At 65.7% G+C, this 24,910-nt stretch carries 24 protein-coding genes and 3 tRNA genes; 6 read left to right on the forward strand and 21 right to left on the reverse strand.

Translation table 11 applies throughout. The features are described from left to right. Positions 1–2: 2 nt before the first annotated feature. The 5 genes from J7E80_RS04305 to J7E80_RS04325 form a co-directional block, all read right to left on the reverse strand. Positions 3–1,055, reverse strand: a complete 1,053-nt coding sequence (locus tag J7E80_RS04305) for a LacI family DNA-binding transcriptional regulator (RefSeq protein ID WP_215050248.1) — start codon at positions 1,053–1,055, stop codon at positions 3–5. A gap of 80 nt (positions 1,056–1,135) precedes the next feature. Next, a complete protein-coding gene (locus J7E80_RS04310) occupies positions 1,136–1,402 on the reverse strand; it encodes a hypothetical protein (protein ID WP_215050249.1) in 267 nt (88 codons plus the stop codon). After that, positions 1,399–2,286: a carbohydrate ABC transporter permease gene (locus tag J7E80_RS04315; protein WP_215050250.1), complete on the reverse strand. Its 888-nt coding sequence runs from the start codon at positions 2,284–2,286 to the stop codon at positions 1,399–1,401. The genes J7E80_RS04310 and J7E80_RS04315 overlap by 4 nt, the downstream gene beginning before the upstream one ends. Further along, complete coding sequence (locus tag J7E80_RS04320; protein WP_215050251.1) at positions 2,283–3,320, reverse strand: carbohydrate ABC transporter permease; 1,038 nt, start codon at positions 3,318–3,320, stop codon at positions 2,283–2,285. Before J7E80_RS04320 ends, J7E80_RS04315 begins: the two co-directional genes overlap by 4 nt. A gap of 7 nt (positions 3,321–3,327) precedes the next feature. Then, positions 3,328–4,614: an ABC transporter substrate-binding protein gene (locus J7E80_RS04325; protein ID WP_215050252.1), complete on the reverse strand. Its 1,287-nt coding sequence runs from the start codon at positions 4,612–4,614 to the stop codon at positions 3,328–3,330. A 149-nt stretch (positions 4,615–4,763) separates the two neighbouring features. Here J7E80_RS04325 and J7E80_RS04330 point away from each other — a divergent pair, with 149 nt between their 5' ends. Beyond that, the gene (locus J7E80_RS04330) at positions 4,764–6,722 is read left to right on the forward strand and encodes a glycoside hydrolase family 13 protein (protein ID WP_215050253.1); all 1,959 of its coding nucleotides are present in this window, start codon (positions 4,764–4,766) and stop codon (positions 6,720–6,722) included. 122 nt (positions 6,723–6,844) lie between these two features. Here J7E80_RS04330 and J7E80_RS04335 read toward each other — a convergent pair whose 3' ends face one another. From J7E80_RS04335 to J7E80_RS04380, 10 genes are all read right to left on the reverse strand, one after another. Continuing rightward, entirely contained in the window at positions 6,845–7,456 is a 612-nt protein-coding gene (locus J7E80_RS04335) for a hypothetical protein (RefSeq protein ID WP_215050254.1), read from the reverse strand. Next, positions 7,453–8,100, reverse strand: coding sequence for a DUF6286 domain-containing protein (locus tag J7E80_RS04340; RefSeq protein WP_215050255.1), 648 nt, complete (start codon positions 8,098–8,100; stop codon positions 7,453–7,455). The genes J7E80_RS04335 and J7E80_RS04340 overlap by 4 nt, the downstream gene beginning before the upstream one ends. Continuing rightward, the gene (locus tag J7E80_RS04345) at positions 8,097–8,477 is read right to left on the reverse strand and encodes a hypothetical protein (protein ID WP_215050256.1); all 381 of its coding nucleotides are present in this window, start codon (positions 8,475–8,477) and stop codon (positions 8,097–8,099) included. The genes J7E80_RS04340 and J7E80_RS04345 overlap by 4 nt, the downstream gene beginning before the upstream one ends. Next, the gene (locus J7E80_RS04350) at positions 8,474–8,665 is read right to left on the reverse strand and encodes a hypothetical protein (RefSeq protein ID WP_215050257.1); all 192 of its coding nucleotides are present in this window, start codon (positions 8,663–8,665) and stop codon (positions 8,474–8,476) included. Before J7E80_RS04350 ends, J7E80_RS04345 begins: the two co-directional genes overlap by 4 nt. Next, positions 8,662–9,114: an Asp23/Gls24 family envelope stress response protein gene (locus J7E80_RS04355; protein ID WP_215050258.1), complete on the reverse strand. Its 453-nt coding sequence runs from the start codon at positions 9,112–9,114 to the stop codon at positions 8,662–8,664. Before J7E80_RS04355 ends, J7E80_RS04350 begins: the two co-directional genes overlap by 4 nt. Before the next feature lie 83 nt (positions 9,115–9,197). Beyond that, a complete protein-coding gene (locus J7E80_RS04360; RefSeq protein ID WP_215050259.1) occupies positions 9,198–9,653 on the reverse strand; it encodes a hypothetical protein in 456 nt (151 codons plus the stop codon). Positions 9,654–10,003: 350 nt separating this feature from the next. Next, positions 10,004–11,599 carry a glycoside hydrolase family 68 protein gene (locus J7E80_RS04365; RefSeq protein WP_215050260.1) on the reverse strand — a complete coding sequence of 532 codons (1,596 nt, stop codon included), beginning with the start codon at positions 11,597–11,599 and terminating at the stop codon, positions 10,004–10,006. 831 nt (positions 11,600–12,430) lie between these two features. Next, a tRNA-Phe gene (locus tag J7E80_RS04370) sits at positions 12,431–12,506 on the reverse strand. A gap of 48 nt (positions 12,507–12,554) precedes the next feature. After that, positions 12,555–12,628: transfer RNA gene (locus tag J7E80_RS04375), tRNA-Asp, on the reverse strand. Between the two features lie 95 nt (positions 12,629–12,723). Next, a tRNA-Glu gene (locus J7E80_RS04380) sits at positions 12,724–12,796 on the reverse strand. 239 nt (positions 12,797–13,035) lie between these two features. Between J7E80_RS04380 and J7E80_RS04385 the strand changes: the two genes are divergently transcribed. Genes J7E80_RS04385 through J7E80_RS04395 form a run of 3 tightly spaced genes read left to right on the forward strand, consistent with a single transcriptional unit; the run spans position 13,036 to position 15,436 of the window. Then, entirely contained in the window at positions 13,036–14,067 is a 1,032-nt protein-coding gene (locus tag J7E80_RS04385) for a DMT family transporter (RefSeq protein ID WP_215050261.1), read from the forward strand. Positions 14,068–14,076: 9 nt separating this feature from the next. After that, positions 14,077–14,505, forward strand: coding sequence for a metallopeptidase family protein (locus tag J7E80_RS04390; protein ID WP_215050262.1), 429 nt, complete (start codon positions 14,077–14,079; stop codon positions 14,503–14,505). A gap of 10 nt (positions 14,506–14,515) precedes the next feature. Next, positions 14,516–15,436, forward strand: a complete 921-nt coding sequence (locus J7E80_RS04395; protein ID WP_215050263.1) for a cation diffusion facilitator family transporter — start codon at positions 14,516–14,518, stop codon at positions 15,434–15,436. 33 nt (positions 15,437–15,469) lie between these two features. Here the strand turns inward: J7E80_RS04395 and J7E80_RS04400 are convergent, their stop codons facing one another. The 3 genes from J7E80_RS04400 to J7E80_RS04410 all read right to left on the reverse strand — a co-directional run bounded on the left by J7E80_RS04400 (position 15,470) and on the right by J7E80_RS04410 (position 18,535). Next, positions 15,470–16,255, reverse strand: coding sequence for an ABC transporter permease (locus J7E80_RS04400; protein WP_251036467.1), 786 nt, complete (start codon positions 16,253–16,255; stop codon positions 15,470–15,472). A 67-nt stretch (positions 16,256–16,322) separates the two neighbouring features. Then, a complete protein-coding gene (locus tag J7E80_RS04405; RefSeq protein WP_215050265.1) occupies positions 16,323–17,387 on the reverse strand; it encodes an ABC transporter ATP-binding protein in 1,065 nt (354 codons plus the stop codon). Then, on the reverse strand, positions 17,384–18,535 hold the full coding sequence (locus tag J7E80_RS04410) for a hypothetical protein (RefSeq protein ID WP_215050266.1): 1,152 nt from the start codon (positions 18,533–18,535) through the stop codon (positions 17,384–17,386). Before J7E80_RS04410 ends, J7E80_RS04405 begins: the two co-directional genes overlap by 4 nt. Before the next feature lie 172 nt (positions 18,536–18,707). Here J7E80_RS04410 and J7E80_RS04415 point away from each other — a divergent pair, with 172 nt between their 5' ends. After that, the gene (locus tag J7E80_RS04415) at positions 18,708–19,373 is read left to right on the forward strand and encodes a DedA family protein (RefSeq protein ID WP_215050267.1); all 666 of its coding nucleotides are present in this window, start codon (positions 18,708–18,710) and stop codon (positions 19,371–19,373) included. Between the two features lie 30 nt (positions 19,374–19,403). On the opposite strand, the gene J7E80_RS04420 is transcribed toward J7E80_RS04415, so the two are convergent. Together J7E80_RS04420 and J7E80_RS04425 are read right to left on the reverse strand one after the other, a co-directional pair. Beyond that, a complete protein-coding gene (locus J7E80_RS04420) occupies positions 19,404–22,103 on the reverse strand; it encodes a PEP/pyruvate-binding domain-containing protein (RefSeq protein ID WP_215050268.1) in 2,700 nt (899 codons plus the stop codon). A 3-nt stretch (positions 22,104–22,106) separates the two neighbouring features. Then, positions 22,107–23,144 (reverse strand): universal stress protein, encoded by a 1,038-nt coding sequence (locus J7E80_RS04425; protein WP_215050269.1) that lies wholly within the window; start codon positions 23,142–23,144, stop codon positions 22,107–22,109. A gap of 425 nt (positions 23,145–23,569) precedes the next feature. On the opposite strand from J7E80_RS04425, the gene J7E80_RS04430 reads away from it, so the two are divergent. Beyond that, a complete protein-coding gene (locus tag J7E80_RS04430; RefSeq protein ID WP_215050270.1) occupies positions 23,570–24,211 on the forward strand; it encodes an FAD-binding protein in 642 nt (213 codons plus the stop codon). A 51-nt stretch (positions 24,212–24,262) separates the two neighbouring features. Here the strand turns inward: J7E80_RS04430 and J7E80_RS04435 are convergent, their stop codons facing one another. Beyond that, a complete protein-coding gene (locus J7E80_RS04435) occupies positions 24,263–24,862 on the reverse strand; it encodes a copper resistance CopC family protein (protein ID WP_215050271.1) in 600 nt (199 codons plus the stop codon). Positions 24,863–24,910 lie beyond the last annotated feature (48 nt).

Here is a 24,910-nt window from a genome sequence, read left to right on the forward strand (position 1 = left end):
CGCTAGGCGCGGGGTTCCGCTGTCGTGCGTCTGACGATGAGGCGGTGGGGTGCGACGACCGAGTGAACCGCGCCCGTGATACCGACGAGTTCATCCAGGAGCATCTTGGTGCCCAGCTCGGCCTGCTCATCCGGCCGCTGGCCCACAGTGGTGAGCCCCATGGCGTCGGAAAAGTCGTGGTCGTCGATGCCGATGACCGAAAGATCCTCCGGAACCCGGACGCCCACCCGGTTCGCCTCGAAAATGACCCCCATGGCCATTTCGTCGGAGGCGCAGAAGATTGCCGTCGGCTTCGGCCCGGGCTGCCCCCACAGCCGCCTGAACGCTTCCTGGCCGCTGCGGACGGTGAAGTCGCCCCATTCATCCCACTCCGGGCGGACCTCAAGGTCCGCAGCCGCCATCACATCCTGGAATGCCAGGATGCGGACCCGCGGGACGTCGAAGTTGAGATCCGTTTCGTCGTCGCCATGGAGCAAGGCGATGTCACGGTGGCCGAGATCGATGAGGTGCTTCACTGCGGCGGACGCGGCGGCGTAGTCGTCGATGCCGATGTAGGCGCATTCCTCGACATGGCCACCCACCACTACCAGTGGAATGTCGATCTTCTGCAGGTGATCGAGCTCCTCATGGGACAACGCCATACAAAGGACCAGGAGCGCGTCGATCTGCTTATAGACCATGGTCTTGCTGAAGAGCCGCTCCCGGTGGCTGCCATGGCCGCCGAGGTTGAACAGGGACAGGTTGTACTGCCGCGCATGCAGCTCGCGGTCCGCCCCTTCTATCGCCTTGGAGAAGAACCAGCGGCTGACGAACGGAGCCAGCACTCCGATGGTCTTGGTGCGGCCCGTGGCCAGGCCCGACGCCGACGAGGAGGCCACGTAGCCGAGCGCACTCGCCACTTCAAGGATTTTTTGCCTCGTCGCCGGGGACACCCTCGGCAGGCCGCGGACCGCGCGGGACACCGTTGCTGTAGACACACCCGCGGCGGCCGCCACGTCCTCGATGCTCACTCCCGAGTGGCCGCCGCGCTGAGCCCGGTCAGGTGTGCGCGCCACGGTGTCCTTTCCAAGCCCTTATGCAGATTTCCGCCATGATGTTCTCCCGGCGGCAAGAAACCATATTAATCTGGCCCGTGTCAGTTGCGCCGCGTCGCGGTGCGTGCGGGAAGGCGCCGGCGGAGCCTGGTCATCCCGTAGAGCGCCAGCAGGACGGCCAGCAGGCCGAGCGCCCAGCCGAGTGCGGGCTGGGCGGTCACCTCCATCCAGACGGTGACGACGAGCAGCACCACAGCCGAGAAGCCCAGGAATCCGATGATGATGTCGAAGTCCTCGCCGGACCGGACACGCTTATGCCCGAGCCAGGCATCGGGCTTCTTGCCCTGCGGTGCTGCTCCGCCCGTCACTTGACTGCACCCGCTGTCAAGCCGGCTACGATCTTGCGCTGGAAGATCAGCACGAGGATGACCAGCGGAATGGTCACGATGGTGCCTGCGGCCATGATGGCCGTGTACGGGATCTGCTGCGGCTGCGCGCCGGCGAAGTTAGCAATGGCCACCGTCACCGGTTGGGTTGCATCGCTGGACAGCTGGCTGGCGATCAGGAATTCATTCCAGGAGGAGATGAACGCAAGGATGGCCGTGGTGAAGATGGCCGGCGCCGCGAGCGGCATGATCACCTTCCGGAACGCCTGCCCCTGGGTGCACCCGTCAACCCGTGCGGATTCCTCAAGCTCCCACGGCATTTCGCGGAAGAAGGACGTCATGGTGTAGACGGTCAGCGGCAGGACGAACGAAATGTTCGGAATGATCAGGGCCTGGTAGGTTCCCATCCAGCCGATGTTGGTGAACAGCTGGAACAGCGGCGTGATCAGCGCGACTCCGGGGAACATGGAGGCACCCAGGATGAAGCCCAGGACCAGGAACTTGAACCGGAAGTTCAGCCGGGCCAGCGCATACGCCGCGAAAACGCCGATCAGCAGCGAGATGGCGGTAACCACCACGCCGATGAAGATGCTGTTCAGCAGCGCCTGCCCGAACCTGTTGCCGAAGGACGTGTCGAACGCCGTGACGAAGTTGTCCAGCGTGACATGGGTGGGGAGAATCGAGGTGTCGTACGTGAAGCCGACCTCGCGGAAGGCCACGACGACCATCCAGTACGCGGGCGCCAGGCACCAGATAAGGATGACGGCCGCGCTGATGTAGGTGCGGCCCTGCGCCCATTTCTCCCTGTTCTGAGCCAGACGACGGCCCCTGTCCTGCTCCGCCCGGAGTGCTGTCCCGGTACTCATTTCTTCCCCTTACCGGTGGCGCCGCTTTGCTCCACAACGTTCGCCCCAAGGAAACGGACGAAGATGAAAGCGACCAAAAAGATGATGATGAACGTGATGGTGGACAGCGCCGCCGCAGCATTGAACCCCTGCCGGATCTGGCTGATCACCAGGATGGACAATGTGGTGGTGTTGTTCGCGCCGCCCGTGAGGATGTACGGCAGGTCGAACATGCGCAGCGCGTCGAGGGTACGAAACAGGATTGCCACCATCAGTGCGGGCTTCACCAGCGGCAACGTGATCATCCGGAACCGCTGCCAGGCCGAAGCACCGTCGACCTTGGCCGCCTCATAGACCTCGGCCGGGATCATCTGCAGGCCTGCCAGGATCAGCAGCGCCATGAACGGCGTGGTCTTCCAGGTGTCCGCGATGATGACCGCCCACCTGGCCGGCCACTCGCTTCCGGTCCACAAAATGGAGGTGTTGAAGATCTTGTTGGCGATGCCCTGGAAATCGAAGATGAAGAGCCACAACTGTGCCGTCACCGCCGTGGGGATGGCCCACGGCACCAGGACGGCTGCACGAACCAGGCTCCGGCCCTTGAAGGTCCGGGCCATGATCATGGCCATCCAGAAACCCATAACGGTTTCCAGGGTGACCGTGATGATCGTGAAGATGAACGTGGTCTGGGTGGCGGACCAGAACTGAGCTCCGAGGGTTCCGGGCGGACACGCAACGGTCCCGCCGCCGGGGGCTGCACACTGCTGCGCGATCCAGTTGACGTAGTTCTGGATGCCGGCTGGGCCGCCGGCCGTGAACAGGCCGGTCGCAGGGTCCAGCCCCGCGTCCTTCTGGAAGGACATCACGATGGCGCTGATGATCGGGTACACGATCACCACGGCAAGCGCGATGATGGTCGGAGCCAGCAGCCAGGTGGCCCATTTGCCCTGGCTGAGGATCTTGTTGTCCTCACCCACGCCCTTGGGCCCGTGGTGTATCGGGGTACCGCCCGACGCCGGTGCCTTGACCGGCGTCGAGCCTACTTCGGTTGCCATGGCTGGACTACGATCCCGCACCGGCGGATTCGATGGACTTCTGCATGTCAGACAGTGCCTGCTCCACAGACTTCTCACGTTTGAGGGCCGCGTAGGAGTTTTCCTGGATCGCCTGGGTTACCGCCGGGTAGAACGGCGTGACCGGGCGGGGCACGGCGTTTTCGATGGCAGTCTTCAGCGTGGGCAGGTACGGAAGCTTCTTCACCAGTGCGGGATCGTCGTAGAGGTTGGCCAGTACGGGCGCCAGCGATCCCTGGACAGCATAGAACTTCTGGTTTTCCTCAGAAGCGATGTACGAGATGAAATCCTTTGCGGTCGCCTTGTTCTTCGAGTACACGCTGATCCCGGCACTGTGGCCGCCCAGGCTCGATGCGCCCGGGCCGTCCTTGCCTGGAAGCGGGGCAACGGCGAACTTGTCCTTCACCTTCGACGAACCTTCAGTTGCCATGAGGCTGTACGCATACGGCCAGTTACGGTGGAACAGCAGGTTCCCGGACTGGAAGGCCCGGCGGCTTTCCTCTTCCTGGTAGGTGATGGCTTCCTTCGGAATGTTGCCGTTCTCGAAGGCCTTCACGAGGTTTTCGAGACCTGCCTTGGCCTCGGGGGTGTTCAGGCTGGGCTTGCCGTCCTTGTCCAGCACCGAACCGTCGGCGGAGTTGATGGCTTCCGAAGCATTCACCGTGAGGCCCTCGTACTGCTTGTACTGGCCCGAGAAGCAGCCGATCTTGTTCTCCTTGGCGATGGAGCACATCTGCATCATCTCGTCCCAAGTCTTCGGCGGGGTGGGCACGAGGTCCTTGCGGTAGTAGAGCATGCCGCCGTCGGATTCCTTGGGTGTTGCGTAGAGCGTTCCCTTGTAAGTTGCAGCGTCCACAGTCGGCTTAAGCATGGCGGAGGTGTCGATCGCCATCTGGTCCTTGAGCGGCTGCAGCCAGCCCTTGGCTGCGAACTCTGCCGTCCACACGACGTCGACACTTACGACGTCGTAGTTGGCGTCCTTGGCTTGGAAGTGCTGGACCAGATCGTCGTGCTGCTGGTCAGCCTGGTCCGTCTGCTCCTTGAAGGTGACCTTCTCGTCGGGGTGCGCGGCGTTCCACTTTGCGATCATGGGGCGCACTACGTTGTTGTTGTCCTTGCCCTGGACGTAGGTGATGGGACCGCGGCCGTCCAAGCCGGCGGCGGCATCGCCGCCACCGGCCTGCGTGCCGCCGCCGCCGCCGCCACCGCAGGCGGAGAGCGTCAGGGCGAGAACGCCGGCAGTAGCTACCGGCAGTAAGAAGTTGGGCGTTTTCATTGGCAGGAGACTCCTCGCTGAGTGACAACAAAAGATCAGTGTGCGGTTGATGTGGTGACGCTCACACTAGTAACGTTGCCGGAGGAAATGCAAGCGTTTACACCTATTTGTTCAAGCGCTTACACCGAATTGTTACCGGAAAGGCAACCATGACTTATCGCCCGATTGCGACGCCCGGCTCGGACATCGGGGCGTGGTGGGCCAGCGCCGTGGTCTACCAGATTTACCCGCGCTCCTTTGCAGACGGCAACGGCGACGGCATGGGAGATCTGCCCGGCGTCACCGCACGGTTGCCCTATCTGAAGAAGCTGGGCGTCGACGCCGTCTGGCTCTCGCCGTTCTATAAATCGCCTCAGGCGGACGCCGGCTACGACGTGGCCGACTACCGCCAAGTGGACCAGATGTTCGGCAGCCTCGATGACTTCGACGACATGTTGCAAAAAACTCACGGCCTGGGCATGAAGGTCATTGTGGACCTGGTGCCGAACCACACCTCGGATGAACACACGTGGTTCCAGGAGGCGCTGGCCGCGCGGCCTGGGTCGAGGGAGCGCGACCGTTACATCTTCAGGCCGGGGAAGGACGAAGTAGCAGGATCAGGCGACGGCAACATCGCCCCCAACAACTGGAAGTCCATCTTTGGCGGCTCTGCCTGGACACGGACCACCAACCCGGACGGAAGCCCCAGCGACTGGTACCTGCACCTTTTCGACACCAAGCAGCCGGACCTCAACTGGGACAACCCCGAAGTGCAGGAGGAGATGCGCTCCGTACTCCGCTTCTGGCTGGACCGCGGAGTGGACGGCTTCCGGGTGGATGTGGCGCACGGAATGGTCAAGGAGGCCGGGCTGCCGGACTGGGACGGCGTGGCCGCCATGGTGGAGGGTTCCGCCGACGCCGGGCATCTCCCGGATGCCCCCGGCACGCATTCCGAGGCCGCGGAGCCCCACACCGCGCACCGCGCAAGCCTCGCCGCCGGTTCCGCCGGCGCAGATGACGCTGCCCGGCTTAGCGTTTCGGTGCTTGACGCCCCTGGCGGGGGCAGGCTTCACGAGCCGGTGTCGCCGCTGTATCCGCCCTCGCCCTTCTTTGACCAGGACGGCGTCCATGACATCTACCGGGACTGGAACCGGGTGCTGGCCGAGTACGACGGCGACCGCATGCTCGTGGCCGAAGCCTGGGTCGAACCGGCGGAGCGCCTGGCACGGTATGTCCGCAAGGACGAAATGCAGCAGGCCTTCAACTTCGACTTCCTCCTGGCCGGCTGGGATGCTGGCCGGATGGCGGTGGCCATCGAAGAGTCGCTTGAAGCGGCGGCCTCCGTAGGTGCGCCGACCACTTGGGTGCTGAGCAACCATGATACGGTGCGCCACACCAGCCGCTTCGGGCTGTCGGATCCCACCACCTTCCCGAAGGGCATTGCCGCCGACGACGAGCAGCCGGATGCCGCTTTGGGCGTGGCCCGCGGCCGTGCGGCCAGCCTCGTGTCCTTGGCCCTGCCGGGCTCGGCGTACCTCTACCAGGGCGAGGAACTGGGCCTTCCGGAGCATACTGCGGTACCCGCGGAAGCACGCCAGGACCCGACGTTTTTCCGCACCGACGGCGTTGAGCGCGGGCGCGACGGTTGCCGCGTTCCGCTGCCGTGGAAAGCTGATGAGCCCGGGTTCGGTTTCGCTGACGCCTACACACCGCCAGGGTTGCCTTCCGGCGCAACGTTCGACGGCGGGACGTCCGACGGCGGGACGGGTCACCGCCCGCCCGCCCCGCCGTGGCTGCCCCAGCCCGAATCCTTCGGAAAGCTGGCCGCGGACCGGCAGGACGGCGTCGAGGGCTCCACCTTGGAGCTGTACCGGTCGGCGCTCTCACTGCGTAAGGTCCATGGATTGGGCTCCGGCACCTTCTGCTGGGCCGACAACCACGATCCCGAGCTGGGCGTTCTGGCGTTCCAGAACCGCGACATCCTGGTGGTAGCCAACCTGGGCACAGAGCCGACCCTCGTTCCGGACGGCTACCGCGTGATTCTTTCGAGTGCGGCGGGAGTAGTTGGAACCGAAGCCGACGATGCGGTGATTGCACCGAACTGCGCGGCATACCTGGTGGCTGGGTAACCCGTCAGAAGAGTGGTCAACTGAAGAGCGCTGCGTGCCCGTTTGGGAACGCAGCGCTCTCTTATTCAGCGCTCACTCGCGAGCAAAACGGAACCGCCGCCGGACGAGGCAGGAGGCAACCTTCAGCGGACGCGCTCGGCGCGGCTGAAGCGTGAGCGGGCTCCGGAGGCGATGTGCACCAGCACGGGCGTCCTTTGGCCTACGACTTGGTCCAAGGCTGCCGCGAGGGCAGACGCGTCCGCCGCGAGGAGGTGCGGTGCGACCCCGGGCCGAGGATGAAGGCGGATTTTGAGGGCCGGCTGCCCGCGGACCTCATAGGTGGTGACCGAGGCGCCTGCGAGGTCCGGACGTTCAGCGAGCGCATTTTTCAGCGCCTGCTCCGCCACTCCGCCGCCGATCCGCACGTCTCCCGGGACGCCGCCCGGATCCTCGGCGGCCAGCAAGAGGTCAGAGCGCCCTTTTCCTTGCTGGGCAACCCAGGCCACCATGAGGCCTATCAGCAGGATCAGGACAAGTGCCAGGACGATCCACAGCCAGCTTTCCGGACGGCCCGGAAACCTCGTCCCTTCAAAAAGCCGGTTGGCCGCATCCCAGACGCCTCCGGACCATGCCTTCCACCAGATGCCGACGGCGGGAACCGTGGCCAGCAGCATGAGCAGGATGCCGACAGCCAGCAACTGGAGGCCGAGAATGCCGATGAGAACCCTGTTGAGCAGCCGCGGGGTGCTGTTCATGCCCCAATCACCCCCGATGTGGCCAGGTTGACCCGGACGGCAGGCATGGGGATCGGAGCCATGGCACGGAGTTCATCCTCGACGGCCTCCCGGATCGCATTCTCGCTCACGGGCACACCGGAAGTTGGGCGCACGTTCACCACAGCGTGGCGTTGGGACACCACCACCATGACCTGCTCGGGCATGACGTTGGCCACAAGGCGGGCCCGGCGTGCCAGGGCGGACGCTATGACTTCGTCGTCGACCACCACAGCTATGCGGGGCTCTTCAAGCAGATGCCTTGCCCGGCGGCCGGGCAATATGGCGCTGAGAAAGAAGAACAGGCCAACCGCCGTGACCACAGCGCCGGTGACCCCCAGCAGGAGGGGCGGGATGCCGTTCGGAAGCGCAACGATTCGTTCGGCCGCAGTTTGGGGGTCGATAAGCCATGGCGGCTGGCCGATGGCTCGAACCGCCGATTCAAGGAGCCCGTAGAGGGAGAAGAGAATGACGACGACGGCGGCGATCCCGGCTGCTGCGGCACGTGAGGAATGGGTCTCCCGGTCCAGGACGCGGCGCATGTCGAAAGACTCGGCCTGGGCGGGCTCCGCGGCGTTGCCCGGCTCTTCACCCGCCGGGTGCTGCTGTTCAATGACTGAGCTCAACGGACCCGGCCCCTTTCGGTGACGTGCGCGCCGCTGATGCGGATGTCGACCCTGCTCAGGCGTGCACCGCTGAGTTCGGTGACCTTCGTCAGGATCTCGGACTTGGCGGCAACGGCCCGCTCCCAGATGGGGCCGCCGAAAACCGCGACCCGCGCCGGGTCCCGGAGAACCGCCGTCAAGGCGGGGATCTTGATAGGCGTGACAAGGGACAAGGCCAGCAGGCCGTCGTCGTCGGACCAGTCAGCGCGGACGTTGTGCGGGGGAATTCCCAGGGCATCCCCCGCGGCCGCCTTGGCCAGGCTTGTCAGGGCCTGCGTGCTGATCCGGTTGTGGCCGTTGTACAGCCGGCTGGGAGTGGTTTCGGCGTCCAGGGTCATGACGAGGAGCGCCGCCCGCTGAGGGCGTCAAGGACGCTGCGCAGGTCGAGTTTCCCTTCTGCGGCGCGGCCCAGCAGGGCACCTATGCCCATGAAGAGCAGGGAAATCAGGAACCCCCACAGGCCGAACTGTAGAGACATGAACGCCACGAACGCGCCAATTCCGATGCCCACGACCGTCATGCTCACAGGGTCCCCTCCCTCTCAGACGCTGCCGCCGGTCCCGCCGGTTTCACGGGCGGGGCGATATAGACATCGTTGATTTCAACGTTCACTTCGATGACTTGCAGGCCGACGAGTTTCTCAACTGCCGAATAGACGGCGGCCCGGACCTGGTTGGCCAGGGAGTGCAGCGGGGTGCCGTATGACGCGACCAGGGTGATATCAACAGCGACCTGGGTTTCGCCGACCTCGGCATGTACGCCTGCCGCATGGTCGGAGCTTCCGACCGCGTCCCGGATAGCGCCCAGCGCCCGGGACGAGCCGGTTCCCAGGGAGTAGACGCCGGGCACGCCACGGGCGGCGATTCCCGCCACCTTGGCCACCGCTGTTTCAGAAATGACTGTCCGTCCGCCGCCGGTCTGGCTGAGGGCCGCTTGCGTGCGGATGCCGGCAGGATCCGGATTCTGGTATTCCATCAGGCGCTCCCCTTCTGTTGAACACAACCCTATCCCCTAGGTCGGACAACGTCAGGGGTGCACCGGCCCGATTCGCTGGATGCTTAGGCGCAGTTGCTGGCCAGCCATTTGGTCACCGGGGCCATGGCCTCCTGGAACTTGCCGCTTGAATATACGGTCTGGTCACTCAGCCCGGCCACGGCCACTTCATTCAGCCTGGTGAAGTCCGCCTTCAGTGTGTCGGGAACGCGTTTCACCGTGTCGCTGAGCTCTGCCTTCTTCTGCTCAAGCTCGGCGGTCTTGCCCTGGGCAGCGGACATGGGCCACAGAGAGGCTCCGGTGGCCTGCTCGGAAATAGTGGCGCACGCCTCTTCAGCCGTGGCGAAGCCGCCAAAAGCGCCGTTTGACGCGCTCGTGGCCGGCGCCGCCGAAGGGCTGCTCGAAGAATCGCCGGAAGACGAGGACGACGGCGCGCTCCCGGCGGTTGGGGCGGAGCAGGCGGTAAGTGCCATGACAGTGAAGAGGGCGGAGGCGGTCAACGGACGGGCAAAGTTTTTCACGGTTCACATTTCCTGGTTCGGTTCCGCCGCCATGCGACGGCCTTGTCTGGCCGGGCGTACGGGCCGCCCGGGTGTCCCCCGGGGTGCGAGTCTAGCCGGGGCGGCGGCCCGCTTTCCAAGTTGACAGCCGACGGCCTGCAACCATACCGCCTGACCCTCGTGGTCCGAACCAGTGGTCGTGGGGCCTGGCGGCATGCGTCATTCGGTATATATACGGAGCTCCTAATAGAGCTGTGGGTGCCGGTCTTAACGTGCAGATACCGGGTCTTAAGAGGCAAGAGGCGCCCGGAATGGTTCCGGGCGCCTCCGCCGAATTGCTGTCGTATTACCGGCCTACAGGTAGGTCCGCTTTACTTGTAGAGGCCTTCGCCGCCAACGTGGACATTGGTGGGGAGGTAGCCGAACGGGCCGAGGCCGTTCTTGCCGAAGGTGCGGTCAACAGTTGATACGCCATCCCGGAAGTTGATCTTCACGGTGGGCGACAGGGAGCCGCCACGAACGCCGTTCACATTGTCGATGAAGGACTGGACCAGTCCGCCCGGCTGGACGTAGTGCGAGTAGGCCTGGAACTGCCGGCCGTTCTGCTGCGGGGTCGGGGCTTCCGGGGACTCCGACGGCAGGTTCAGGTCTGTCGGGGAACCGAGGGCCAGGCCGCTGTTGTTCATAGGCTGGTAGTCGGAACGGACACCGTCGCCCACAAAGCCGTAGACGCCGTCGGGCCCTCGCATGCCTGCCGCGTAGGTGAACTGGTGGCTGATGGTGAACAGGTAGTACTTGTTCTTGCCACCTTCATTCTGGATAAAGATCTGCGGGCGTTCGGTCTGATCGTTGACGCAGTTGCCGGAGAGGATCGGCGGCAGGAACTTCCACTTGGTCAGGTCCTTGTTTTCCGCCACTGCCAGGCCGACGTTGGCGGTCTGGTAGTACGCGCCGCTGTTGTTGACATCTTCGAGGCTTTCAGCGTTCGGGTCACCCTTGCGGTAGCCAAGGTCCTCGTTCTCGCAGCGGTAGTCTCCTCGCTTTGCACCGGTGTTGCCCTCGAAGACCATGAAGGTCTTGCCCGGGTGTGCCGGATCGGCGAAGGTGTACGGGTCACGGAAGGCGAAGCCCGGGTTCTGTTCCTTGGTCTGGTACATCTTTCCGTCCGGTTCCAGCAGCTTGGTGTGCTTGAAGCCGTCGAAGGTGACGCCGTTCTTGTCAGCGTGGATGGTTCCCAGGGCCTTGGCGATCGCTGCATCGGGGGCGATTCCGCCTCCGCCCGCGTTGCGCTCCTTGACGTCGTAGAACGTGGTGGCCGTGTAGAACACGTTCACCTGGTTGCCCTGCATGAGCCGGGTGGAGCCGGACCATTCGGTGTTGCCGATGGAGGAACCGTCCACGAAGAGGTGTCCGCCGTAGTTCCACTTGTCCTTGGCCGGATCGGCGTTGGTTTTGCGGAAGAAGTAGCCGATGCGGGCGTTCCAGTGGCGCTGGTCAAAGCCGTAGCCGGCGTGGCGGTCAGCGACCAGGGAGAAGATGACGTCGTAGCCCTTGTAGCTGATCTGATTGGCGTGCTCATCCGTCAGGGACCAGGTATCCCAGACCCACACGTCATCATTCATGGCGGGGAAATCCTCGGGGATCTCCGGCATGGTGACATCCGGGCTCATGGAGTTCTGGCCCGGCTTCACCGTCGAGTCGCTCTGCGCCATGATCTGCTTGGCATCAGCGCGGGTCCACTTCGCGGTGAAGTCCGAGGCAGGGTCGTAGGCCTTCTGCGTGTGCTTGGTGGGCAGGGGGAAGCCCGGAGTAGGGGCTGGCATCTGCTGGCTGGCCGGCGGATCCGACGGTTCGTTTGCCTGTGCCGAAGGCATGGCAAGGAACGTCGAAGCTGCGACAGCGGCCGCCAGAGCTGCGGCGGCGGGTCGCCACCGCAGCATCCGGTGTGCGTTGGGGTGCTTGTGCATGTTGTGCTCTTCTCGCGGAGTTACATTTCGTGGAAGACGGGCTGGTGCCCTGTTCCCCGCACTCCGGAGACCCCGTGACACGGCATGCGTCATCGAGGACGCCGTTGTGTCGAGGGAGAACGGGATTTGGGTAGGACCCCGTTTGGATGGCTCGGAAGGTTGGTACGTTTCCCGGCCCGGACTCCACGCTAGACAACGTTGTCAGCCGAGTTCAACACGGTTTTGGGAGCCGGGCGTGTCGCGCCGGGCTTCATGTGCAAGCGCTTACATCTTTCGTTCGCGCGCGCGTGACACGGTGACATTAATGAGTCAAATGCTGCTTAACAAATTTGTCTCATTCATCCCCTGCGACCTGGCTCACTCATCCACTGCTCCGTAACGGCCCTTTTCGACCGCGAAAACGGCAGTTACGGAGCAATGGGCATCACAGGCGGAGGTGACGGGGATCATCCGGAGCCGGACCGGCATTGTGATCTTCACCAACACCTTCATGCAGTCCTTCGGACTCGCCTCCGCCGGGGGCCCCCGCAGCCTGGACCGTCGCCGGCTCCTCGGTCCTCGCCATCGCCGGTGCCCTGTGGGCGCGTGAAACCACCAAGACCCCTCCGCGAACTGGGCAACCCCGTGCGCAAGCCAAACCCCACAAGGCGACGGCGCCCCGCACCGGAAGATGAGGGGCGCCGTCGTACTTGGCGGGTTGTCGTACTTTGAGGGTTTTATGACGAGGCCGCTTCAGCGTCCACGCCATAACCCCCACGCCCGGGGCTGACGAACGTGGTTAACGAAAAAACCCCGCAGCTCCCGTGTAACACGGGACTGCGGGGTTCTAGCTGGTGGCTCCGACCGGCGTCGATCCGGTGACCTTTCGATTTTCAGTCGAACGCTCTACCAACTGAGCTACAGAGCCTAGGTGACATGTCACCATGAGAGCCGAAATGTCTTCCGGCACTCAGAGCGACCCTGACGGGACTTGAACCCGCGACCTCCGCCGTGACAGGGCGGCGCGCTAACCAACTGCGCTACAGGGCCTTGCTTGTTTCTTGCTGTTCGCAGTATCGCTACTGCAATTTTTCAAGGCCTTTAGCCTACCAGACTTTTACACCTGGTTTGACCACTTCCTTGCGTACCCCCAACGGGATTCGAACCCGTGCCGCCGCCGTGAAAGGGCGGTGTCCTAGGCCGCTAGACGATGGGGGCCTGAACTCAATCCGACTCATTCAGGGCAAAAATAAAGGGCCGAAGCCTTTCGTTTTTGTCCCTCCGAGTTGCTCCGAACTGGACCTCTAAAACTATAGGGCCTACCCCGGGGAAATCCAAAATCGGCCGGGAAACCAGGTCCCAGGCCGTCCCGGGGCGGCGGAAAATTGGCAGTTTCTCGCCTAGATGTGGCCGATTTCCGCCAGCCCCGGGACGCGGAACGGGGCTACATTGGCACCATGGCAACCACCGCTGACACCAGCAACACGCAGCCCCCAGGCCCCCACAAGGATCCGTCGTCCGCCGCGTCGTCCCCTGCCGCTTCAGCTCGCCCGGCCAGGCCCGCCACCTCAGCCCTCCCGACCGTGCCCGCCACCCCGGTCCGCCCGGATACCCCGGCAAGGGGGCCCGTCAACAAACTTGGCGTCGCCGCCGTCGTGATCACAGTTATCCTCTGGGCGTCCGCGTTCGTCGGCATCCGCGCCGTGGGTCCCAACTTCTCGCCCGGTCCACTGACCCTCGGGCGGCTGGCGATAGCCGCCGTCGTGCTGGGAGCAGTGGTTCTGCCCAAACTGCGCATACTGCCGCAGGGACGCGAGTGGTGGCCGATCCTGGCGTACGGGGTCATGTGGTTCGGCGGCTACAACATTGCCCTGAACGCCGCCGAACACGTGCTCGACGCCGGGACCAGCGCCCTGCTGATCAACGTCAGCCCCATCCTCGTGGCCGTCATGGCCGGCGTCATCCTCAAGGAGGGGTTCCCGCGCTGGCTCATCATTGGAAGCCTTGTGGCGTTCGGGGGCGTTGCCGTGATCGCGCTCGGTTCGGGGCAACGGTCGACGGCGGACGTGGCCGGCGTGCTGCTGTGCCTCCTCGCTGCTGGACTCGCCGCCGTCAGCGTCATCATCCAGAAACCGGTGCTGCGGCAATTCCCCGCGAGGCAGGCCACCTGGTTCGGCATCATGGTGGGGCTGGTGTGCTGCCTGCCGTTCAGCGGCCAACTGGTGACGGAACTGCAGGCGGCACCCCTTCCGGCCACCTTGGGGCTCGTTTACCTGGGCGTCTTCCCCACCGCCATTGCGTTCACCACCTGGGCCTACGCCCTGTCCCTGATCGACGCCGGGAAGCTGGCCGCCACGACGTATCTGGTACCGGGCACCACAGTGCTGATCTCCTGGCTCGTGCTAAGCGAAGTCCCCACGGTCTGGGGACTCGTAGGCGGCGCCATCTGCCTGCTGGGCGTTGGACTCACGCGGAGGAGATCCCGCTAGAGTTTGGATATGCCCGCAAACCTGCCGCCAGGACTTCCCATCGTTCCGGACGGCACCGATGACTCCTCGGGCTTCGACATGTCGGAGTCCGACTTCGAGGCGGCGGTGAGTGACGCCCTGGACAGGATCCCGGCAGATATCGCAAGGACCATGGACAACGTTGCCGTATTCATCGAGGACGACTACACGCCCCGGCCCGGCGAGGACCCGGACACCGTGCTCCTGGGGCTCTATGAAGGCGTTCCGCTGACTGAACGGGACTCCTGGTGGGGCGCGGGCTCCCTCCCGGACCGCATCACGATTTACCGCCAGCCCATCCTGGACCTCTGCTCCACCCGCGAGGACGTAGTGGAGGAAGTGGCCGTGACGGTGGTCCACGAGATCGCCCACCATTTTGGCATCGACGACGAGAGGCTGCACGAACTCGGTTGGGACTAGCCTTGTAGGCATGGCACACGACCACAACCACGCCCACGGCCTCACGGCGACCGGCAGGCACCGCCGCCGGCTGCTCGCCGTCCTGTCCATCACGGTGGCCGTAGTGCTTGTCCAGGTGGTCGGAGCTGCCTTGTCGGGCTCGCTGGCGCTGCTGGCCGACGCCGGACACATGCTCTCGGATGCAGCCGGCGTGTTCATCGCGCTCCTCGCCGCGTGGATCGCTGCCCGTCCCGCCAGCGACCTGCGGACATACGGCTATCAGCGCGCAGAAGTCCTGGCAGCCCTCGCGAACGCCCTGGTCCTCGTCGTGATTTCCGTGGTCATCTTCACCGAGGCCATCCGCCGCATCGGCGTCGCACCTGAAGTGCAGACGGACATCATGCTGTTCGCCGCCGTCCTCGGTGCTGCCGCAAACCTGGTCTCGCTGCTGATCCTGCGGGGTGCCCAGAAGGAAAGCCTCAACGTGCGCGGCGCCTACCTTGAGGTCCTGGGCGACTTGCTGGGGTCCTTCGCCGTTATCGCCGCCGCGGTGGTGATCATGCTCACCGGCTACTACCCCGCGGACACCATTGCTTCGGTGATCATCGCCCTGATGATCCTGCCGCGGGCCTGGCACCTGCTGCGGGACGTGGTGGATGTCCTCCTGGAGGCCACTCCGAAGGGCGTGGAAGTCCAGATGATCCGCGAACACATCCTGTCCGTAGCCGGCGTGGTGGCTGTCCACGACATCCATATCTGGACCATCACCTCCGGCGTGCCGGTGTTTTCCGCCCATGTGGTGGTGGAGGATGCCGTGCTCAGCGCCCGGGGTGCGGACCAAGTGCTGGACAAGCTCGCCATCTGCCTTGGCTCCCATTTCGACACGGAACACTGCACCTTCCAGCTCGAACCCGCCAGCCATTCCGAGCACGAGTCGCACCAGCACGCCTGAGCGGCCGGGTCCGTCCGCCTGACCCGTCCGCTGCTAGGACAGCACGTCCTTGCTGACGAACCTGCCATAGGCGAGGGCGCCAAATACCGCGATGTAGCCCGCCTGCAGCATGGCGTTGTCAGTGAATGACTCCCAGCCGATGGGCTGGCGCAGCAGGTCTGCAAAACCGAACCAGTAGTGGCTGAACAGCCACGGGTGCAGCCACTCCAGCTGCGGCAACTGGTCCAGTACCTGCGACGCCACCGACAGGACGATCGTGGCGGCCATGGCTCCGACTGGCACGTCGGTAAGCGTGGACAGGAAAAGCCCGATCGCGGACAGTCCCAGCAGCGACACCGTCTGGTAGGCAGCAATCAGCAGCATCCTGACCAGTGCTTCGCCGGGCTCCACCACGTCCCCGGACAGCAGGGCTACCGGGCCGATCGGGAAAAGCGCCGCACCGATTCCTGCCCCGGCGAGCGCCACCGCCAACGGGGCCGCAATGCAGAACGCTATCGCCCCAATGTATTTCACCAGGAGCAGCCGCACGCGGCCGGCGGGAGCCACGAGGATGTAGCGGAGGGTTCCGTGGCCGGCCTCTCCGGCAATGGTGTCACCGGCCACCACGCCGATGGTCAGCGGCAGGAACAGCGGCACAGCCACGATCAGCGCCGTCACACCGACGAAGAGCCCGTTCTGCGTGATGCGGTCCAGGAAGGCGGGGCCCCTGCCCGCCGGAACGGACGAGGAGAGGCGGACCACGACGGCGATCATCACCGGGATCGCGGCCAGCGCCAGGAGCAGGGCCTGGGTTCTCCGGCGGCGGAACAGCAGCTTCATCTCCGAGCCCAGCAGCGAGGCGCTCGACGGCGGCCGACGGGCCTCCCCGGCCACGTTTCCGGAGCCATCACTGCGCGACATCGAACCCCTCCCCCGTCAGCGCCACAAAGCGCTCTTCCAGGCTGCCGCGCTCCACCGTGAAGCCGCGGACCCGCACGCCGTCCGCCACGAGGGCCGCAACGATTGCCTCCGGCGTGACACGTCCCGGCGGGACTGTCCCCGGCGTGACGGGTCTCGGTGTGACTGTCCCTGCCGCGACGCCGGAGTCGTCTGCCGGCCCGTCCCCGTCGGGGAACGTTGCGGTGATGACGGCGCCGTTGCCGTCCGGATGCCCCGCGACCGGATGCCCCACGACCGGAGCCATGCCGAACCGGACCAGAACGTCCGAGGCCGCTCCGGCGTCGGGCGTGAGAAGCCGAAGCTGCGCTGACCCGGCCTGGCGGAGTTCCGGCAGGGGCCCCTGGGCCACGAGGCGGCCCGCGCTCATGATGGCTGCATGCGTGCAGATCTGCTCCACTTCGGCGAGCAGGTGGCTGGAAACGAACACCGTGGCACCATCCGCTGCCAGGGACCGGACAAGGCTGCGCACCTCCCTGGTGCCCTGCGGATCCAGCCCGTTGGTGGGCTCGTCGAGCACCAGCAGCTCCCTGCGGGAAAGCAGCGCATTGGCGATTCCCAGCCGCTGTTTCATGCCGAGCGAGTAGGCCCGAACCTTCTTCCGGGCAGCGTGTGACAGCCCGACCCGGTCGAGGGCTTCCGCCACCCGGGCCCGCCGCGTGGCGGGCACTGAATGCCGGTCCGCGGCATCAAAGCGGTGCAAATTTGCTGCCCCGGAGAGGAACGGATAGAACGCCGGGCCCTCCACCAGGGCACCGACTCGCGGCAGCACCTCATCGATCCGGCGGGGCATCTCCAGCCCGAGCACGCGGACCGATCCTGCCGACGCCGAGGCCAGACCAAGCATCATTCTGATGGTGGTGGTCTTCCCCGAGCCGTTGGGGCCGAGGAACCCGAAGACGGAGCCCTGCGGCACCGCCAGGTCGATGCTGTTGACAGCCAACTGGTGGCCGAAGCGCTTGGTCAACCCCCTGGTCTCGATGGCGAGTCCGGAGCCCCGGTCAGCGGAAGTCACCTCGCGGCGGCGGCGGCTGTCTGCAGCCGCTCCAAGGGCACGGATCCGGCGAAAACTCGGCCGTCATCGGTCAGCAGGACGTTTACGAGGGACGTCGAAATCGCCCTGCCGCCGGGAACAGTGACAGTGGCCTGCCGCAGCAGCGGGTCCTGCAGCAAAGAATCGACTGATGGCGCGGCATACGGAGCACCATTCGGGGCACCAGCGCGCGCCGGGAAGCCGACGACGGTCTCCCAGCCGGAGCCGGTCACCGACACAGACTTTCCGGCGGCCGTGGGAGCCTTACCCTCCGCGTGATGCCTGCCCATGTCCTTCTTTAGATGGGGCATGTGCTTGGCATGGGGTATTTGCGGCAGCACCATTTCCTTGATCGTGGCGCCTGGCGGCGGCGTAAAGTCAAAGAGTCCCGCGTCCGGCGCCTCAAGCGTCAGGCTGGAGAATGCGGTCCGGAACGCCGGCTCTGCCTGCCCCCGTGCCCGCACTTCCACACTGAGCGGCAGACCCTTCTCCCCGTCGACGGCGATGGCCACGGAATCCACCAGCGTTCCCTGCGAGCGCGGCGTCAGCTTCAGGCTGTAGGCCGTGCGCCCGGCCACCTCGACGTCCTCACCCACGGTCACCTCTGTGGAAGAGTCGATCTTTGCCAGCATCCGGGCGGCCAGTTCTTCCGGCGTGGCCACAGTTCCCGGCATCCGCGATGTTGGTGGCTTGTGGCCTGCGGCCTTGTCCGGCAGCGTCACGTGGGTGGCCGTGTTGTCCCTGGAGTTGTACAGCCACAGCTCGTTGCCCTGCCGCACTGCGTCCCGCTCGGCGAGCCGGTCCATGACCTGGATCCGCACCTTGGTGGGTCCGTCGACGTACACCCGTGCAGTGTGCGGCCCGGCCAGCAGTTCGGCAATCGAACCGGCGCCGGCCCCTGCAGTCGGTCCAATCTGAGGAACGTCCGGCAGACCGAGCTCGGACGTCTGTTCCAAGGTCCCCGACAGGGACTTGGTGGAGTGCTGGCTGATCATGGCGAGCACCTGCGCCGGTGTCTTGTCTGGCAGCGGGTCCCGGGCGCTCGCGGGCACGGATCCAGTCAGCACTCCGGCAGCGATTACAGCAGGAACGGCCGCGGCGGGCGTCCACCGCAGCCACTTGGGGGTCATCTCAACTCCGCTCCGACGTCGCAGCTCATATCCTCAGAGTACGCCTCGGCACATCTCCTGACAGCCCCCCCATTCAGCTGGCAGCCCCCAGCCGGCCTGCCAGCTTTCGGAAGTTCGCTTACTGCGCGAGACTGGACAGGACGCCCCTATTCAGCTTCAGGAGCCTGAGCCAATGCGCAACTTCAATGCCCCCGCCAGTGCGGCGGATGAGATGACCGGCATCGTTGGCTTAGCGGCCCAGGGCATCGACGCGTTGGGCGAATGGGGCGTCGGGCTGTTCACACTGGCCGAAACGGTGTTTCCGCCCATCCCCAGCGAGGTCATCCTTCCCCTCGCAGGATTCCTGACCCGGCAGGGAACCTTGAACATGGGCCTGGTCCTGGGCACGAGCACGCTTGGCGCCTATCTGGGTGCCCTTGCACTGTATTTCCTGGGCGCGAAGGTGGGGCTCGAGCGATCCATCCGGCTGCTGTCCAAACTGCCCCTCGTGGAGCAGGAAGACTTCGAAAGCGCGAATGACTGGTTCCGGCGCCATGGGAAATCCGCGATCTTCTTCGGCCGGCTGCTTCCTGGCGTGCGCAGCCTCATTTCGCTGCCGGCAGGGGCCCAGCGGATGCATCTGGTGACGTTCAGCCTCTTCACCATCGCCGGAAGCGGCATCTGGAATGGTGTGCTGCTCAGTTTGGGTGCACTCCTCGGCCGCCAGTATTCGATGGTCGAACAGTACTCGCGGTACCTCAACTACGCCGTCTACGCGGGCCTGGCCATCTTCGTCGCCTGGCTCATCATCCGCTACGTCCGGCGAAGGAAGACGGCTGCCGAACGGCCACAGCCCTAGCTGCCGGGACCCGCTAACTGCCCGGATCCGCTAACTGCCGGGAGCCACCGTGCCGGCGCCGCCGTCGACCGTTATCTGCTGGCCGGTCCGCAGGAGCGACGTTGCGTCCGCGACGCCGACCACGGCGGGGATGCCGTACTCCCTGGCCACCACCGCGCCGTGTGAGTTTGGGCCGCCCATTTCCATGACCAGGCCGCCGGCCGTGAGGAAGAGCGGAGTCCAGCCGGGGTCCGTGGAGGGCGCCACGAGGATCTCGCCCGGTTCCAGGTGTGCCCCCACCGGGTCCAGGATGACTCGCGCCGGGGCGGTTACTGTTCCCGCGGACGCGGGGCTTCCGGTCAGGGCACCGTCCGAGGCGGCTGCACCGCCGGAAAGCAGGGTTTCCGGCTCGGTGCCGTCGGAAAGGAGCAGCCGGGGAATGTGGCGCCGCTCCAGCTCCAGGTAGTAGGCTCCCTGCCGACGAGCCACGAGGTCCTGCAGGTCAGCGCCGTCCAGGGCCTGCCGCACCTCGGCAAAGTCGAGGAAGAAGACGTCGTGCGCCCTCGCAATCCGTTCCGCGGCAGCCAGCTCAGCACCCACCTCGGCCATCTGGCGCCGGACTTCCGCCAGTGCCAGGACGATCTGGTATTTGGGGCGTTCACGCAGACCGATGTAGAGCCGCGCCCGCCTGAGCGCCGCCTGGACAACCGCACCGCGGACGCGTCCCCTGGACTTCGCCTCGGCCACGAGCCGGGCAATCTGGGCCTCCGCCTCAGCCTCCGCCTTCCGGAACTGCCGGTCCGGGGCCAGTGTGGGGTCCTCGAGCCGAAGGTAATTTGCCAGGGTGCCGAGGAGGTGGGTGGGGTCGTCCCTCCAGCGGGGCATGCCGACGTCGATTTCTGCAACTGCACGGTGACCGTAGCGCTCCAGGAAGCGGCTCAGGCCCGACTGCACCGCTGGGGCCAACTCCCCCGCGCTGAAGCGCTGCGCGAGCACCGCGGGCGGCTGGTCGGCAAACATCCTGCGTGCTTCGGGGTCGGCCTGGATCTCCGTGGCCAGCTGCCACAGTTCCAGGTCCATCTCCGTGGTGACGTTGTTTGGCAGCCCGCGAAGAATGGGCTGCAGATCGCTTCGCCGTCTGGGTCCGCCCAGCAGTTTCCCGGCGAGCGCCAACAGCGCGAAGCCAAGAGCCGGCAGGGGCAGGATCGACGGAACGATCGGAAAAACGTGTGAGAGCACCCGCTCGGCATGGTCAAGCCGCTGCCGGGCAGAAACCGGGGCCGGAAGTTCCAGGGCCTTGTTGAATTCCTTGCTGAACTTCTCGACGCGGCGCAGCGCGGCTCCTGGCCGGAACAGGGCACGCAGCAGGGACTCAGGCACGCGCCCGTGGATGGCCACGGGCACCACATGCTTTAGGAGGCCCCAGGGCGTGCGGCGGGTGATCGAAAAACGCGGGTCGTCAAAGAGCCGGCGCAGCACGGCCGCGGAGCGCGCCTCCATGACGTCGAAGGCCTTCGGGACGATCCGGCGTCCCACGCTGCTCCGCGCCACAGCCGTCAGATCCACGAAGATGCGCTGGCCCGCTTCGGCGAATGGTGGAGGACCCGTCCGGGTGTCGGGTACTTCGAATCCTGCCGCACGGGCCACCGAGGACCCGAGGAGCCGGAAGGCCGCGATGCCCATAGGGGTCAGGGGCCGGGTGAGCCCCTGCGCCAGGCTGAAACAGAGAAAGACCCTGGTGCCGTCAACCGGCGGCGGTGCGCCGGGCGGCCGGGTAACTGCGGGCACGGGGTAGAGCGTGGTGATGGGTCGGGACTGCGTCAGCCAGGCCCCGCCCTCGGTGTCGATGGCCCATTCCAGGTCCTGCGGTGCCCCGAAGTGGTTTTCGGCCCTGCCGCCCAGCGCGGCCAGCTCCCGAACCTGCCGGTCCGTGAGGCAGGGTTTTTCCTCCGCTGCAGTGTGGTCCACGCTTTCGGTGCCGCCTCCGGGCAGCGGGCGGATGACGAGGCGCTTGTCTCCCAGCCGGCGCTCCACAATTCTCCCGGACACGCTGTCCACCACGAAGTGGTCGGGATTGACGGCGCCGGACACCACGGCCTCGCCCAGCCCGGGGCTGGCGTCAATCACCGTCTCACGGCGGCGGCCGGTCAGAGGGTTCGCGGTGAACATGACCCCCGCTGATGCAGCGTCCACCATGCGCTGCACGACGACGGCGAGCGCCACCGCGGACGGGTCAATGCCGCGGCTGGCCCGGTAAGCAACCGCCCGATCCGTCCAGAGCGAGGCCCAGCAGTTGCGTACGGCGGCCAGCAAGGCGTCGGCGCCCACCACGTTCAGGTAGGTGTCCTGCTGGCCTGCGAAACTGGCGAACGGCAGGTCCTCCGCCGTAGCCGATGATCTGACCGCAACCGGAACATCGGGCCGCTCTGCTCCACCCAGCGCCGCGTAGGCCGCCTGCACCTCGCCGGCGATTCCTGCCGGCAGTTCGGCCGCCGTAATCATGCCGCGGGCGCGGCCTGCCAGCCTGGCGAGCGTGACAAGATCGTCGGCCGCCGTGGCGTGCAGGGCGTGGTGGACGTCCTCGAGGCCGAGCGGCACCGTCGCCTGGCGATATGCCTCAGTGGTGAGACAAAAGCCCTCCGGCGCCGGCAGACCGGCAGACAAAAGCTCGCCGAGGTTGGCGGCCTTACCGCCAACACGGGAGAGCATGCTGGCATTGATCCCGCTCAGGCCGAGAACCAGCGAGCCCATGGATTATGCGGCGCCCAGCATGGGTCCGAAGCTGCTGCGGTCTGCGAGCCGTGGGTCATCCCGGTCCGGCACGACCATGACGGGACTCTTGGCGTGGTGCAGGACGCCGTCGGAAGTGGACCCTAGGAGCATCCCGGTGAAACCGCCGCGGCCGCGGGTGCCTACCACCACCAGTTCCACATGGCGGCTGGCCTCAACGAGTACGTCCACGGGGGAGCCGTCCAGGAGCCGGGTTTCGATGACGAGGCGCGGGAAGTGGCTTTGCAGCCAGGCGACGCCGGCCTTCAGCTGGAGCTGGATGTCCGCGAACAGCGCCTCCCTGTCCATTGGGGCCGGAACCCACGCCAAGGATCCGCTGTACTGGGGCACGGCGCAGATCACCCGAAGCGGCGCGGCGAGGCGTTCGGCCTGGGCCGCGGCTTCCAGCACTGCGACACGGGCCTGTTCCGAACCGTCCACACCCACCACGACGATATTCTCCACGGGACCGCGGCCGGCCTTGGCCTGTTCCGCCTGGATGTGTTTGTCCTGCGTGGTTTCACCCAGCCTGTCCGCGCAGATCAGGGGCACGGTCACGGTGGGGCACTTGGCGTGCGCCGGCAGCGCGCTGCTGACGGAGCCGAGGAGCCGGCCCACGAAGCCGCCACGGCCGCGGGTTCCAACAACCAGGAGTTCCGCGGTTTCCGACATTTCCAGCAGCACTCCGGAGGCATCACCGTTTTCGACGCTGGCGCTGACGTCGATGGTATAGCGAGCAACCTTGTCCACCGCGTGTTTCAGGATGGCCTCGGCGCCCTCGCGGATCACCGAGTCGTCCACCGTGGCGTATCCGCCATCAAGGCCTGACGCGGCGAAGATGGGAACCGAGTAAGCGGTGACTATATGGAGCGGACGACGGCGGCGCTCGGCTTCGCGGGCAGCCCAAACCAGGGCGCACTGCCCATGGTCAGAGCCGTCGACGCCGACCACTATCCCGTCGGGCCTGGCCGACCTGCGGTCGCCATCCCATGCCGGGTCCGGATGCATCTCATGTGCGTCCATTGGGTCCGCCTCCTCGCGTACTGCCCTGATGATGCGGCTATTCTGCCAGATTCAGGCACCCTCGCCGGCACCGGCAGGCCGTTGTTGCCCGGTGGTAAAAGGCCTGCTGTTAAGCACAACTATTCTCGGTCGGCGAGTACTTAGCAAGCACGCCAGGCGGGCCTCTCCGACCGCCTGACCTGCGCTTTCTTGCGCCCACATGCAGCGTTGCCGTCCGGGGCTCGTCCCTGTTCCGGGCGGCTCCTGCAGACATGTTCCGCGAGGGCTACCCAGCGCCACAAAAACTCTGTAGTCTTCGAGGCACTGTTGATCCGGAATTGTGTTGAACGCGGCTCCGGACCATCTTTTGTGTCTGCTTGCTGGGGCAGCGGGCCGTGCGGGGCGTGCCCGCCCTGCACTTCGAAAAATTCGAGGAGGAAGCTGTAGTGTCAAGCACGCCTGGTCTCAGCAGGGCTGAACGGACCACCACGGTGGTCATCGGCGCGGGCCTTCCCGGTCTCGCCATCGCCACCGAACTCCGGCGCCGTGGAGTGGATTCGATCATCGTGAGCGGCCTGGAGTCCCCCGGCGCTAACCAGGCCCCCCAGACAGCGCCCCTGCAACGGTGCGATACGCCGGGCGCCTCCTCGCGGGAGGAGCGCAACGAGATCCTCCGCCACCTCCGCAACTACGCCGCAAGCCACCAGCTGGATATCCGGAATGACACGTCAGCGGTGTTGCTCGACAAAATGGGCTCCGGGACAGCTGACTCCGCCCTTCACCGCTGGGCCGTCCATACCCCCGATGGCGTGCTGTTGGCAGACCACATCGTCCTCACGCGCTGCGCCAACAGCCAGCTGCGCCGCATCCTCACCGATCTCGGCATCTCGGTGGGCCAGAATCTGGTGGCCGCCATGCGCGCCATCGGCATCTATCTGGTGGGAGTGGGTGAGCTCATCACCCCCACCCCCAAGGAAATGCTGCGGCAGGCCAAGGTGGTGGGCCAGGCTATCTCGGCCAAGGTTCATCCGGACAGCGTCCCGTCCGTCCTGACCGGAAGCTTCGCAGCCCTCCCCGCACCCCTATAAGGCGGGTCGTATAGTTTCCCCGTCCAGGCTTCGCGACCAGCGTGTGCCGGTCTAGCGTGTGCCGGCGCCGGGATCCTCATCGTCGTTGCCGGTAACGATTTTCCGGCGTGCCAGGACAGCGAGCGTCACAAGGAGTCCCGCCGCCACGACACCAAACATCACGACGCTCCACGGGAACGGTTCAGAGGTATCCGGTGCGACCTCCGGCGCCGGGGTGACGCCGGGCTCGGGCGTGCCGACCGTGGGAACCGGGGCCGCCGTCGAGCCCGTTGCCCCCGCCGTCGCCGTGAAGGTGAACGTCCCCTCAATGGGGTGCGAGTCCGAACTGACCACACGCCACACCACGGTGTACTTGCCTGCGGGCGCGCCGTCGCGCAGCTTCTGCGAGGCCACGTTGTCCACGATCTCCACCTTGCCGTCAGCCCAGTCAGTGCCGGCGGCATCGCTGACCTTGACCTGCGAGCCCAGGCCCAGGGGGTCCCTGTTGAACGTGATGGACACCTTGGCCGGAGGGGCGGCCACGGTGCTGCTGTCGGCCGGGCTGCTTGACTCGGCAGCGTCGTGGGCATAGGCCGGAACGGCGGCCAAAAGCAGAGCAGCAAAAGCGACGGCACCAAGGATGGCGGTCAGCAGTTGGCGGATGGAACGCATGGGCGGATTTCTCCTCGTGTTGGCTTCCTTACAGACTAGGCGAATTTG

The organism is Arthrobacter sp. ISL-28, from assembly GCF_018613875.1.
Classification (GTDB): domain Bacteria; phylum Actinomycetota; class Actinomycetes; order Actinomycetales; family Micrococcaceae; genus Arthrobacter.